General features: G+C 60.1%; 11 protein-coding genes. 4 read left to right on the top strand and 7 right to left on the bottom strand.

The annotated features are described in order from the left end of the window. The first annotated feature begins 58 nt into the window (after positions 1 to 58). Positions 59 to 811: a hypothetical protein gene (locus tag ACP7EE_RS04985; RefSeq protein ID WP_426233782.1), complete on the top strand. Its 753-nt coding sequence runs from the start codon at positions 59 to 61 to the stop codon at positions 809 to 811. A gap of 497 nt (positions 812 to 1,308) precedes the next feature. Here ACP7EE_RS04985 and ACP7EE_RS04980 read toward each other — a convergent pair whose 3' ends face one another. After that, positions 1,309 to 2,256 carry an alpha/beta hydrolase gene (locus tag ACP7EE_RS04980; protein ID WP_426233781.1) on the bottom strand — a complete coding sequence of 316 codons (948 nt, stop codon included), beginning with the start codon at positions 2,254 to 2,256 and terminating at the stop codon, positions 1,309 to 1,311. 100 nt (positions 2,257 to 2,356) lie between these two features. On the opposite strand from ACP7EE_RS04980, the gene ACP7EE_RS04975 reads away from it, so the two are divergent. Both ACP7EE_RS04975 and ACP7EE_RS04970 read left to right on the top strand, forming a co-directional pair. After that, a complete protein-coding gene (locus ACP7EE_RS04975) occupies positions 2,357 to 2,935 on the top strand; it encodes a DUF6436 domain-containing protein (RefSeq protein WP_426205298.1) in 579 nt (192 codons plus the stop codon). Positions 2,936 to 3,038: 103 nt separating this feature from the next. After that, on the top strand, positions 3,039 to 5,447 hold the full coding sequence (locus ACP7EE_RS04970) for a penicillin acylase family protein (protein WP_426233780.1): 2,409 nt from the start codon (positions 3,039 to 3,041) through the stop codon (positions 5,445 to 5,447). 209 nt (positions 5,448 to 5,656) lie between these two features. Here the strand turns inward: ACP7EE_RS04970 and ACP7EE_RS04965 are convergent, their stop codons facing one another. Continuing rightward, positions 5,657 to 6,622 (bottom strand): GlxA family transcriptional regulator, encoded by a 966-nt coding sequence (locus ACP7EE_RS04965; protein ID WP_426233779.1) that lies wholly within the window; start codon positions 6,620 to 6,622, stop codon positions 5,657 to 5,659. 307 nt (positions 6,623 to 6,929) lie between these two features. On the opposite strand from ACP7EE_RS04965, the gene ACP7EE_RS04960 reads away from it, so the two are divergent. Further along, a complete protein-coding gene (locus ACP7EE_RS04960) occupies positions 6,930 to 7,571 on the top strand; it encodes an HD domain-containing protein (protein ID WP_426233778.1) in 642 nt (213 codons plus the stop codon). A gap of 147 nt (positions 7,572 to 7,718) precedes the next feature. On the opposite strand, the gene ACP7EE_RS04955 is transcribed toward ACP7EE_RS04960, so the two are convergent. From ACP7EE_RS04955 to ACP7EE_RS04935, 5 genes are all read right to left on the bottom strand, one after another. Then, the gene (locus tag ACP7EE_RS04955) at positions 7,719 to 8,609 is read right to left on the bottom strand and encodes an ABC transporter permease subunit (RefSeq protein ID WP_426205302.1); all 891 of its coding nucleotides are present in this window, start codon (positions 8,607 to 8,609) and stop codon (positions 7,719 to 7,721) included. Continuing rightward, positions 8,606 to 9,487 carry an ABC transporter permease subunit gene (locus ACP7EE_RS04950; protein WP_426233838.1) on the bottom strand — a complete coding sequence of 294 codons (882 nt, stop codon included), beginning with the start codon at positions 9,485 to 9,487 and terminating at the stop codon, positions 8,606 to 8,608. Before ACP7EE_RS04950 ends, ACP7EE_RS04955 begins: the two co-directional genes overlap by 4 nt. A gap of 35 nt (positions 9,488 to 9,522) precedes the next feature. Further along, positions 9,523 to 10,665: an ABC transporter ATP-binding protein gene (locus ACP7EE_RS04945; RefSeq protein ID WP_420647420.1), complete on the bottom strand. Its 1,143-nt coding sequence runs from the start codon at positions 10,663 to 10,665 to the stop codon at positions 9,523 to 9,525. A 66-nt stretch (positions 10,666 to 10,731) separates the two neighbouring features. Then, on the bottom strand, positions 10,732 to 11,829 hold the full coding sequence (locus tag ACP7EE_RS04940; RefSeq protein ID WP_420647421.1) for a polyamine ABC transporter substrate-binding protein: 1,098 nt from the start codon (positions 11,827 to 11,829) through the stop codon (positions 10,732 to 10,734). A 187-nt stretch (positions 11,830 to 12,016) separates the two neighbouring features. After that, positions 12,017 to 13,129 (bottom strand): polyamine ABC transporter substrate-binding protein, encoded by a 1,113-nt coding sequence (locus tag ACP7EE_RS04935; protein WP_426233777.1) that lies wholly within the window; start codon positions 13,127 to 13,129, stop codon positions 12,017 to 12,019. Positions 13,130 to 13,170: the final 41 nt, after the last annotated feature.

The following is a 13,170-nucleotide window of genomic DNA, read 5'->3' as shown; positions in this document are numbered from 1 at the left end:
AATTCTCGACAAGTACTGGCACCGCACGGAGAATAGTCCGCTGCTGACAGGAGTCCCTATGCGCCGTTTGCTTTTTTCACTGTTGATGTTCTGCGTGTTGCCCGCCTGGGCGGACGGCTACGACCAGCTCTACAAGGTCGCCGGCTGGCCAGAACAACGCGCGCATTTCAACGATGCCCTGAGCGCCGCGCAGCAGCGTTACCAGAACAGCCTGCCACCGGCGGTGTTTCAGGCGCTGGTAAACAACAGCAACCAGCGCTTCGCCCCGCAACCGATGGATCAACGCGCCGAAGCGCAACTGCGCGAGAACCTCGCCGACCCGAAACCGGCGCTGGGGTTTTTCCAGTCGGTGCTGGGCAAGAAAGTCGTCGCCGCCGAATTGCTCGCGACCCGCCGCGATCAACTGGCGAAAAATGCCAAAGGCCTGCCGAAGATGCCGGCCAGCGACACCCGCCTGCTGATCATCGGGCATTTGGCCCAAGCGCTGCCGGCGCGTGAGGCTGGTGCTGAAGTCAGTCTGGCGATTGCCGGTGTGGCGGCGGACAGTTTGAGTTCGATGATTCCTGGCTTGCTTGGCGGCGGTCAGGCGCAAAACATGTTGAATGGTCAGCGCCAGCGTTTGATGGATCAGATTGGCGCCGATCTGAACAACACGCTGCTGTATGTCTATCGCGACCTGTCGGATGAAGAACTGGAAGAATTTGCGACCTTTGCCGAGTCGACCGAAGGCAAGGCTTATTACCAGGCGGCGCTGGCAGCGATTCGCGCGGGATTGGCGGTTGGACAAAGCACCTCCAACCTCAGCCAGTAAATTTATGTTGCCTGACAGACCGCCATCGCCAGCAGGCTGGCTCCCACAGTGGGAACTGGGTACATCTGCCAGAGACTGGTCGGCTCGTAGGCCGCCATCGCTGGCAAGTCGAATCGTCGCACCGCAGCTCCCACAATTTTTTGTGCGACCCATGCGGCAAAGCCGCCCCACTCAACAGGATGAGCGTTAGCTCGGCTGCAGCTCTTGATCTCGAGCGCCCGTCGGCAGGCTGAGTGGAGGGATTGATCCGGGGGTGGGAGCGCAGCGACCGTTTGGCGCAGCCAAACACATCGAGAGGAGGTGCAGCGCAGCAAACCGGAGGCGATGCCCCCGGATCGATCCCGGAGCGAAGGAACCCGAGCCACAGCGAGGGCCGAACGTCAGGGCAAAGCCTTTTGGGTTACCTTTTCGGCGTCTGGAAAAGGTGACCCGCCGTAAGGGCGGAACCCCAAGAAGCCGTTACCGCAGCAACGGATATGCACCCAGCCAGAGCATCACTACGAATTCCGCCCCTTGATCCGCTTGCTCAAAAACTCGAAATACTCCTCGCGCATCTCCGCCGTCTCATTCGCCAGATGATGCCGCCCCTCAGGCAGCAGCAAGATCTGCGGCCGGTCAAACTTCCACTTCAGCACTTGCAGGTTATGCGGCCAGTCCACCGTCATGTCTGCCTGACCCTGAATAATCAGCGGCCGGCGCGGACTCTTCTTCGCATACTCGACCCGACTGATCCAGCGCGACAACGCACCGACCCACGCCGTCGGCAAACGCAACGGCTGTAACGGATCGGCTTGCAGGAACGGCAGAAAATCCGGGTCGTTGGAATTCTCGCTAAACCGTCGTGGCAACCCTCGAACAAAGGGCCGCAGCAGGTAATAACTCAACTGCGACCAGCCCCAGGCGCGCGGACGCACCAGCGGCGCGAGCAGAATCAATTGCCCCTGCGCCGGACTGTCTTCGCCATGATTGAGCACATGGTCAACCACGATTGCTGCGCCAGTGCTCTGCCCGCACAAGTGCCACGGCTGCGGCAGCGCAATCGAACGCGCCTCGGCGAACAGAGCTTGAAGAGCATCCTGATATTCAGAGAAATCGCGGATGTTGGCCCGCGCGCCACTCGACAGTCCATGCCCCGGCAAGTCGCAGGCGATCACCGCAAAATCCTGATCCAGCGCCCACTCGATCAGATGCCGGTACAGCCCGGTGTGATCGTAATAACCGTGCAGCAAAAACAGCGTGGCTTTGGCCTTCTCCGGCCACCAGCAATGGCTGACCAGTTCATAACCGCTGACCTCGAAGCGGCCCATGCCGCGCCATACATCGCGATCCGGGAAATCGGTCTGGTAGAAGCGTTGATAAGCCTTGGCCTCATCCGACAACGGCTGCCACTCGGCCAAAGGCTTGAGGCTGGCGCGTAAATGATCGAGATCGAAAGTGGCAGGCATCAGGCAAATTCCAAAACGGTAAACGGACTTTATCGGCCTGCGATATTCATCTGTCGGAGCAAGCATGGCAAGCTAGCCGATCTCTCAAGGATCGAAAACCATGCGTTCGCCGTACCGCACCGCACTGTTTGCCAGCCTGATCGCACTAGTCTGCGGCGGGGTATTGTGGGCGGCGTATGACTGGTTTCAGTGGCGTTACCTGCGCGCATTCAGCGAGCACACAGCGGTGTTTTCCGGTGATCCGCTGCGCCTGCCGGATGATCTGGCTGGCCCCGGCAATATTCGTCTGGTGCATTTCTGGGACCCGGCCTGCCCGTGCAACGTCGGCAATCAACAGCACCTGACGGAAATGGTCGAGCAGTTCAGCGCCAAAGGCGTGGAGTTTTTTGCCGTGCAGCGGCCCGGCAGCCACGGCCAGTTGCCCGCCACCCTCAGCAGCCTGAAAAGCATCGCGGTGCTGCCCGGTGCCGAGCAGATTCCCGCCAGCCCGGCCGTGGCGATCTGGGACCGTAGCGGCAAACTCGCGTACTTCGGCCCCTATAGCGAAGGCCTGACCTGCAACTCCAGCAACAGTTTTATTGAACCGATCCTGCAAGCTCTGAGCGATGATCGCCCGGTGAATGCCACGCACACGCTGGCGGTTGGTTGCTATTGCCCGTGGCCGGCCGAAACCAGGTAAGGCATTCCGGACTTTTCGAGGACGGCGATGCGCAGCAGCCAGGGTCTGTGCTAATTGTTGCCAGCCCGCACGGATGACCATCCGCATCGCACAAGGAGTCACCATGAAACGCGTCTTCACCGTTCTTGGCTTGCTGATCGTCGCGCTGCTCGTCGCGGTGGGCGGGTATGTGTACAGCAAGCAACCGACGCGTCAGGGCCAGGTAGAGCTGCGCAACCTGCAAGGTTCGGTCACCGTGCGTTACGACGAGCGCGGCGTGCCGCACATCCGTGCCGACAACGAAACCGATCTGTATCGCGCCCTCGGCTATGTGCATGCGCAGGATCGGCTGTTCCAGATGGAGTCTATGCGCCGCCTCGCCCGTGGCGAACTGGCCGAAGTGCTCGGGCCGAAACTGCTCGACACCGACAAACTGTTCCGCAGCCTGCGCATTCGCGAGCGCGCTGCCACTTACGTGGCCAATCTGGATAAACAGTCCCCGGCGTGGAAGGCCCTGCAAGCCTATCTCGACGGCGTCAACCAATATCAGGACAGCCACGCCGCGCCGGTCGAGTTCGACGTGCTGGGCATCCCCAAGCGGCCGTTCACCGCCGAAGACAGCATCAGCGTCGCCGGCTACATGGCCTACAGCTTCGCCGCGGCGTTTCGCACCGAGCCGCTGATGACCTATGTGCGCGATCAACTCGGCGCCGATTACCTGAATGTCTTCGATCTTGAATGGCAGCCCAAAGGTGTGCTGGTCAAAGGGCACGCCAGCCCGGCCCCGGTACTTGCCGCCGCTGACTGGAACGATCTGAACACCCTCGCCCGCGTCAGCCAGCAAGCGCTGATCGATAACGGCTTGCCGCAGTTCGAGGGCAGCAACGCCTGGGTCATCTCCGGTAGCCGCAGCAAGAGCGCCAAGCCGCTGCTGGCCGGCGATCCGCACATTCGCTTTTCGGTGCCTTCGGTCTGGTACGAGGCGCAATTGTCGGCGCCGGGGTTTGATCTCTACGGGCATCATCAGGCGCTGGTGCCGTTCGCGTTCCTCGGGCACAACCTGGATTTCGGCTGGAGCCTGACCATGTTCCAGAACGATGACCTCGATCTGATCGCCGAGAAGGTCAACCCGGACAACTCGAATCAAGTCTGGCATCGCGGCCAGTGGACCGACATGCTCAGCACCCAACAGCAGATTGCGGTGAAGGGGCAGGCGCCGGTCACCATCACTTTGCGCCAATCGTCGCACGGCCCGATCGTCAACGACGCGCTCGGCACCGCCGCCGGCAGAACCCCGATTGCCATGTGGTGGGCGTTCCTCGAAACACCGAACCCGATCCTTGAAGGCTTCTATCAACTCAACCGCGCCGACACCCTGGCCAAGGCCCGCGCCGCCGCTGCCAAAGTGCAGGCGCCGGGGCTGAACATCGTCTACGCCAACGCCAAGGGTGACATCGCCTGGTGGGCCTCGGCGTTGCTGCCCAAGCGTCCGGCCGGGGTGAAGCCGGGTTTCATTCTCGACGGCAGCAGCCATCAGGCGGACAAGGACGGCTACTACCCGTTCAGCGCCAACCCGCAGGAAGAAAACCCGACGCGCGGCTATATCGTCTCGGCCAACTTCCAGCCCGTTTCGCCGACCGGGATGGAGATTCCCGGTTACTACAACCTCGCCGACCGTGGCCAGCAACTCAATCGCCAACTCAGCGACAAGAACGTGAGGTGGGACAACGAGGCCAATCAGCAATTGCAACTGGGCACCACCACCGGTTACGGCCAGCGCTTGCTGGCGCCGTTGCTGCCAGTGCTGCGCGAAGTGGTGAGCAATCCGGCCGAGCTGAAACTCGTCGAGCAACTGGCGCAGTGGCAAGGCGACTATCCGCTGGATTCGGTCAACGCGACGCTGTTCAACCAGTTTCTCTATGACCTCGCGGATGCGGCGATGCGTGATGAGCTGGGCAATGATTTCTTCGAGACATTGCTGTCGACGAGAGTGATTGATTCGGCGTTGCCGCGTCTAGCGGCGAATGCCGATTCAGTGTGGTGGGACAACCGCAACACACCGACGAAAGAGACCCGCACCGACACCGTACGCGCCGCATGGCAGGCGAGCATGGCGCATCTGAAATCGACCTTGGGTGATGACGCATCGGGCTGGCAGTGGGGCAAGGCGCACACGGTGACCCATGGCCATCCGCTGGGTCAGCAGAAGCCGCTGGAGCGGATCTTCAATGTCGGCCCGTTTGCGGCGCCCGGCTCCCATGAAGTGCCGAACAACCTGTCCGCCAAGATCGGCCCCGCGCCGTGGCCGGTGACTTACGGGCCGTCGACGCGGCGGCTGGTGGACTTTGCTGACCCGGCGCACAGTTTGACGATTAATCCGGTTGGCCAGAGTGGCGTGCCGTTTGATCGTCACTATGAGGATCAGGCGGAGGCGTATGTCGACGGGATGTATGTGCAGGCGCATTTCAGTGATGAAGAGGTGACGGCGAATACGCGGAGTACGTTGAAACTGCTTCCTGCACGGGCGCAGTAAAAGCGCCCTCACCCCAACCCTCTCCCGGAGGGAGAGGGAGCCGACCGAGGTGTCTTGCGTCATACATCGACCTGAATGATTGGAGTCGATTATGGATTCAGCCGAGCTCGTTCAGGTCGGCGTATCCCTCCAATATCCCCCAATCGGCCCCCTCTCCCTCTGGGAGAGGGCTGGGGTGAGGGCAGGCAATCTCAAGCCTGCCCTCACCCTCAAACCACCAGCGAAAAATTCATCCGAAACTGCTGCGGCGTAACCCCCAGCCGCCGGTTGAACACCGCGCGCATATGCTGAGCATCACGAAATCCGCACTGATACGCTACGGTCTTTAACGCCGCCGCCGTACTCTCCAGCATCACTCGCGCCGCATCCACCCGCGCCCGTTCGACGAACTCCGCCGGCGTAACCTTCGCCTCCCGCGCAAACACCCGCGAGAAATTGCGCGCACTCATGTTCGCCGCATTCGCCAGATCGGCAATCGTCAGATCCCCGGTCAGATTGGCCAATACATACAACTGCACCATCGCCACCGCCGAGGTCGGCTCGGCATGCGGCGTCAGAAACGGGCTGAACTGCGACTGCCCGCCCGAGCGCTGGGTGAATACCACCAGCCGCTTGGCCACGCTCAACGCCACCTCGGCGCCGTGATCGCGCGCCAGCAGGTACAGCGACAGATCGATCCCCGCCGTGACCCCCGCCGAGGTGTAGAGCTGACCGTCCTCGACGTACAACCGATCAGCTTCCACCCGCGTCGTCGGGCACAACTGCGCCAGAGCTTCGGCGTCGTTCCAGTGGGTGGTGACGGTGCGTCCTTCGAGCAACCCGGCGCGAGCGAGCATGAATGCACCGTTGCAGATCGAGCCGAAGCGCTGCGCCCGCGCGCAGGCATCACGCAACCAAACATCAAACGTCTTGCCGAAGTCCATGAATGGCAACTGCGGTCCGCCGGCCACCAGCAGTAAATCGTAGTCCTGCACAGCCTCGCTGAAATGCTGATGAGCGCTCAGGGTCAAGCCGTTGGAACAGGCCATCGGCCCGTGCTCGACGCCGATCACTTCCAGCCGATAGTGATCTTCGGACGGCAGAAAGCGATTGGCCTCGGCGAACACATCCATGGGCCCGCTGACATCCAGCGACTGCACGCCGGGGAACACCACGATGGCGATGGTTTTGTTCATGGTTCCAAAGATCTCCAATAAACCCCTGTGGCGAGGGAGCTTGCTCCCGCTCGGCTGCGCAGCAGTCGTAACCCGGCTGGAACGGATTTTCTGCAAGAACGTGGTTGCAGGTTTTGGGTCTGCTTCGCAGCCCAGCGGGAGCAAGCTCCCTCGCCACAGTAAGTCGCTCGCCCGACATTTGCGAGTTGGCACGATTTACCGGTTGATTGGCAAGGATCGCAGCCATGCGTCGATTGTTCGCGCTGTAACGCAAGCACAGACTTTGCCCATCAGCGCCGCCCCGGCGTTTGCGATGAGGACAAACCCCATGAGCACGACCATTGCCGGCATCCAGATCCCCGACAGCGCCCTCGCCCGGGCCACCACCGAGTACATCCGCGACATCGAATCCGATTTGCTTTACCACCATTCGCGCCGGGTATTCCTGTTCGGCGCGCTGAGCGGTGAGCGGCAGCAACTGGCCTACGACCCGCAGTTGTTGTACGTCGGCGCGATGTTCCACGATCTCGGGCTGGTCGAAGGTCATCGCAGTGACGATGAGCGTTTTGAAGTGGACGGCGCCAATGCGGCGGCGGCGTTTCTCAAGCCTTACGGACTGAGCGATGACGACATTGAACAGGTGTGGCTGTCGATTGCCCTGCACACCACGCCGGGCGTGCCCAAGCATCTGCGCCCGACCGTGGCGCTGGTGACAGCGGGTGTGGAGATGGACGTGTTGGGCATGGATTACGCGGCGTTCAGCACAGTGCAGCGCGAAGCCGTGGTGCATGCGCATCCACGCGGAGAGGGTTTCAAGGAGTGCATCATCTGCGCGTTTGCCGATGGCTTGCGGCATCGTCCGCAGACCACGTTCGGCAATGTGAAGACCGATGTGCTGAAGGATCAGGAGCCGGGGTTCACGCCGATGAACTTCGTTGAAGTCATCCGCAAATCCCCCTGGATTAACTGACCGCAGATAAACCTGTGGGAGCTGGCTTGCCAGCGATGACGTCGTCACATCCGACATCAATGTTGAATCGAACGCCGCTATCGCGGGCAAGCCCGCTCCCACAGGGAATGGGGCTGATCACACATTTGTGATCAGCCCCATGACTGCTTACGCCGCTCCCGGTGCCGGTGCCCGGCGCACGTCCGGTTGTTTCCATGAATCGGCGGCGCTTTCGTCGATGGCTTGCTGGATGGCTTTCTTGCGTGCTTCTTCGGCGCGGCGGCTGAAGAACCAGACCATGAAGGTCACGATCGACACCGCCAGCAGAATCAGACTGGCGACGGCGTTGATCTCGGGTTTCACGCCCAGACGCACCGCCGAGAACACTTCCATCGGCAGCGTCGTCGAACCCGGTCCGGAGACGAAGCTCGCCAGCACCAGGTCATCCAGCGACAAGGCGAAGGACATCATGCCGCCCGCTGCCAGCGATGGCGCAATCATCGGGATGGTGATCAGGAAGAACACCTTCCACGGCCGCGCCCCCAGGTCCATCGCCGCTTCTTCAATCGACAGGTCCAGCTCACGCAGACGCGCCGACACCACCACCGCCACATACGCCGCACAGAACGTCGTATGGGCGATCCAGATGGTGACGATGCCACGTTCCTGCGGCCAGCCGATCATCTGCGCCATGGCCACAAACAGCAGCAACAGCGACAGACCGGTGATCACTTCCGGCATTACCAGCGGCGCGGTCACCAGACCGCCGAACAACGTGCGGCCCTTGAAGTGCGTGATGCGCGTCAGCACGAACGCCGCCAACGTACCCAGCGCTACGGCGGCCACCGCCGTGTAGCAGGCGATTTCCAGCGAGCGCAGCACCGAGCCCATCAGTTGCGAGTTATCGAGCAGACCGACGTACCACTTGATCGACCAGCCGCCCCACACCGTCACCAGTTTCGAGGCGTTGAACGAGTAGATCACCAGGATCAGCATCGGCAGATAGATGAACAACAAGCCGAGCACCAGCATCAGGCTGGAGAAACGGATGCGCTTCATTCTTTACCCTCCATTTCCTTGGCCTGACTGCGGTTGAACAGGATGATCGGCACAATCAGGATCGCCAGCATCACCACCGCCAGCGCGGAGGCTACCGGCCAGTCACGGTTGTTGAAGAACTCTTGCCAGAGCACTTTACCGATCATCAGGGTTTCCGGGCCGCCGAGCAGTTCCGGGATCACGAACTCGCCCACGACCGGGATGAACACCAGCATGCAGCCGGCGATGATGCCGTTCTTCGACAGTGGAATGGTGATTTTCCAGAAGCTGTTGAAGGTGCTCGAACCCAGATCGGACGCGGCTTCCAGCAAGCTGTTGTCGTGCTTCACCAGATTCGCGTAGAGCGGCAGGATCATGAACGGCAGGTACGAATAGACCACGCCGATATACACAGCGAGGTTGGTGTTGAGGATCTGCAATGGCTCATCAATCAAGCCCATGCTCATCAGGAAACCGTTGAGCAGACCGTTGTTGCTGAGGATGCCCATCCACGCATACACGCGAATCAGGATCGCGGTCCAGGTCGGCATCATGATCAGCAGCACCAGCACGGTTTGCATCTCTTTGCGTGCGCTGGCGATGGCATAAGCCATCGGGTAGCCGATCGCCAGGCAGAGGACGGTGCTGATCAGCGCCATCTTCAGCGAGCCGAGGTAGGCGGCGATGTACAACTCGTCGTCGCCGAGCATCGCGTAGTTACCGAGGTTCAGCAGCAGTTGCAGCTTCTGCTCGGCAAAGGTGTAGATCTCGGTGTACGGCGGAATCGCCACGTCGGCTTCGGCGAAGCTGATCTTCAGGACGATGAAGAACGGCAGCATGAAGAACAGGAACAGCCAGATGAACGGAACCCCGATGACCAGCTGACGGCCATTTGGAATTATTCGATTAATGCGCCGTTTGAACTTGCGCATGTTCATGAGCGCAGTACCACGCCGCTGTCGTCTTCCCAGTACACGAAAACCTGATCGCCCCAGGTCGGACGTGCACCGCGACGTTCGGCGTTGGCCACGAACGACTGCACCAGTTTGCCGCTCGGCAATTCGACGTAGAACACCGAGTGGCCGCCGAGGTAGGCAATGTCATGCACTTTGCCGCTCGACCAGTTGTACTCGCAGGTCGGCATTTCGGCGGTGACCAGCAGTTTCTCCGGACGGATCGCGTAGGTCACGGATTTGTCCTGCACCGAGGTGCTGATGCCGTGGCCGACGTAGATCTGCCGGTCGAGATCCTTGCAGGTGATGGTCGCGTAGCCTTCGGCGTCGTCGATCACTTCGCCTTCGAAGATGTTTACGTTGCCGATGAATTCGCAGACCAGGCGGCTGGTCGGGGTTTCGTAGATGTCGATCGGGCTGCCGATCTGCGCGATCCAGCCCAGGTGCATGATCGCAATGCGCTCGGCCATGGTCATGGCCTCTTCCTGGTCGTGGGTCACCATCACGCAGGTCACACCGACGCGTTCGATGATTTCCACCAGTTCCAGCTGCATCTGCGAGCGCAGCTTTTTATCCAGCGCGCCCATCGGCTCGTCGAGCAGCAACAGCTTCGGCCGCTTGGCCAGCGAACGTGCCAGTGCCACGCGCTGACGCTGACCACCAGACAGTTGATGCGGCTTGCGCTTGGCGTACTGACTCATCTGCACCAGCTTGAGCATCTCGGCCACACGGGCCTCGACCTCGGCCTTGGGAATCTTGTCCTGCTGCAAACCGAAGGCGATGTTCTGCGCCACAGTCATGTGCGGGAACAACGCGTAGGACTGGAACATCATGTTGATCGGACGTTCGTACGGCGGCATGTCGGTGATGTCTACGCCGTCGAGAAAAATGCGCCCCTCCGTGGGCCGTTCGAACCCTGCGAGCATGCGCAGCAGGGTGGATTTGCCCGATCCCGAACCGCCGAGCAGGGCGAAAATCTCGCCTTTCTTGATTTCCAGGGACACGTCGTCCACGGCAATCGTCTCGTCGAACTTCTTCGTGACCCGGTCGATTTTGACCAACACCTGTTTCGGTGTCTGGTCGCCCTCGAGGGCTTTCTTATAGGCGCCGGAGGCAACTGCCATTTACAAAACTCCCAGAAAAAAACAGTGCAGTTCGCCCAAGCGGACGAACCCAGGATAGTTTGTGCCTTACATGCCCGACTTGACCTTGGTCCAGCTGCGGGTCATCAGACGCTGAATGTTCGGTGGCAACTCGGTCGACACATAAGCCTTGTCGATTACGGCCTGCGGTGGATACACCGATTCATCGGTGCGGATCGATTGCTCCATCAACTTGTCCGAACCCGGATTCGGGTTGGCGTAACCGACGTAGTCACTGACCTGGGCGATCACCTCAGGTTTCAGCAGATAATTGATGAAGGCGTGGGCTTGTTTCACGTTCGACGAATCCTTGGGAATCGCCAGCATGTCGAACCACAATGCACCGCCCTCTTTCGGCACCGCGTAGGCGATGTTGACGCCCTTCTTGGCTTCTGCGGCACGGTTCTTCGCCTGGAAGATATCGCCGGAGAAACCGATGGCCACGCAGATGTCGCCGTTGGCCAGATCGCCGATGTATTTCGAGGAATGGAAGTAGGTCACGTACGGGCGCACGGCGAGCAATTTGTCGGTGGCTTTCTCGTAATCCTTGGGGTTGGTGCTGTTGGCATCCAGGCCCAGATAGTTGAGCACGGTCGGCATCATTTCATCGGCCGAATCAAGGAACGCCACGCCACAGCTTTGCAGCTTCTTGATGTTCTCCGGCTCGAACAGCACGCCCCACGAATCGATCTTGTCGACGCCAAGCACCGCCTTCACTTTATCGACGTTGTAACCAATGCCGTTGGTGCCCCACAGGTACGGCACGGCGTACAGGTTGCCCGGATCGTTCTGCTCAAGACGCTTGAGCAGCATCGGGTCGAGGTTGGCGTAATTAGGCAACTGCGCCTTGTCCAGTTTCTGGAACGCGCCAGCCTTGATCTGCTTGCCGAGGAAGTGGTTCGACGGCACGACCACGTCGTAACCGGTACGCCCGGCGAGCAGCTTGCCTTCCAGGGTTTCGTTGGAATCAAACACGTCGTAGACCGGTTTGATCCCGGTGGCCTTCTGGAAGTCGGCCAGCGTCGATTCGCCGATGTAATCCGACCAGTTATAAATATGCACCGTACCGGCAGCCTGGGCGCCGACAGCGATTGTCAGGCCGGCAGTGACCAGCAGGGCATTGCGCAAAGAAGAAAAAACAGGCACGTGGAGGTCCTCTAAATTAGTTGGGCCCAAGTTGCCCCGCGCTGCATGACAGCCATGGCTGCCCGACAACAAAACCGGCGCGCAACTTACCCTCGAAAAACCGATCCAGCAAAACTTTCCGTCATTTAATTATTCCGCTGGCCGCCATCGCGCAGACGACGGCCAGCGGGTGCTGCTTCAAACCGGATTATTTACCGGATTTGATCTTGGTCCAGCTGCGCGTGATCAGGCGCAAAGTAGCCGCGTCCAGATCGCTGATCGCGTAGAGCTGTTTCTTCACTTCAGCCGATGGATAGATGCTCGCATCGCTGGTGATGTCTTTGTCCACCAGCGGTGTAGCGGCCTTGTTGCCGTTCGGGAAACGCACGGCGTTGGTAATCTCGGCCATCACTTCCGGCTGCAGCAGGTAGTTCATGAACTTGTAGGCGGCTTCAACGTTGGTGGCGTCCTTCGGAATCGCAACCATGTCGTAGAAGGTACCGGCGCCTTCTTTCGGAATGGTGTAGGCCAGTTTGACCTTGTCACCGGCTTCCTTGGCGCGGGTTTTCGACTGCTCGAGGTCACCCGAGTAACCCACGGCCACGCAGATGTTGCCGTTGGCCAGGTCGGAGATGTACTTGGAGGAATGGAAGTAACCAACCGAAGGGCGGATCTTCAGGAACAGATCTTCGGCGGCTTTCAGGTCAGCCTTGTCTTTGCTGTTGGTCGGCTTGCCCAGATAGTGCAGCGCCGCCGGAATCATTTCGGTCGGCGCGTCGAGGAAGCTCACGCCGCAGCTTTTCAGCTTCTCGATGTTTTCAGGCTTGAACACGACATCCCAGGAATCGATTTTGTCGATGCCCAGTGCAGCCTTGACCTTCTCCGGGTTGTAACCGATGCCGATCGAACCCCACATGTACGGGAAGGCGTGTTTGTTGCCCGGGTCGCTGGCGTCGCCGACGGCCTTGAGCAGGTCTTCGTCGAGATTCTTCCAGTTCGGCAACTTGGACTTGTCCAGTTCCTGATACACGCCAGCCTTGATCTGCTTGGCGAGGAAGTTGTTGGAAGGCACCACGATGTCGTAACCGGACTTGCCGGCGAGCAACTTGGCTTCCAGGGTTTCGTTACTGTCGAAAACGTCATAGACAACTTTGATGCCCGACTCTTTTTCGAACTTGGCAACCGTATCCGGTGCGATGTAGTCGGACCAGTTGTAAACGTGCAACACCTTGTCGTCCGCTTGAACCGCACCCGCCATCACGCCCATCAGGGACATGGCGAGCAGAGTCTTGCCAGCGAGCTTTTTGCCTAATGCCTTCATGCGTTGATGCTCCAAATTTTTCTTTTTTGAACCACATTGTT

The organism is Pseudomonas sp. TWP3-2 (assembly GCF_049897765.1).
In the GTDB taxonomy this organism is placed as follows: Bacteria; Pseudomonadota; Gammaproteobacteria; order Pseudomonadales; family Pseudomonadaceae; genus Aquipseudomonas.
The sequence above is the reverse complement of the archived record's forward strand: the minus strand, read 5'-3'. Positions and strand labels throughout refer to the sequence as shown.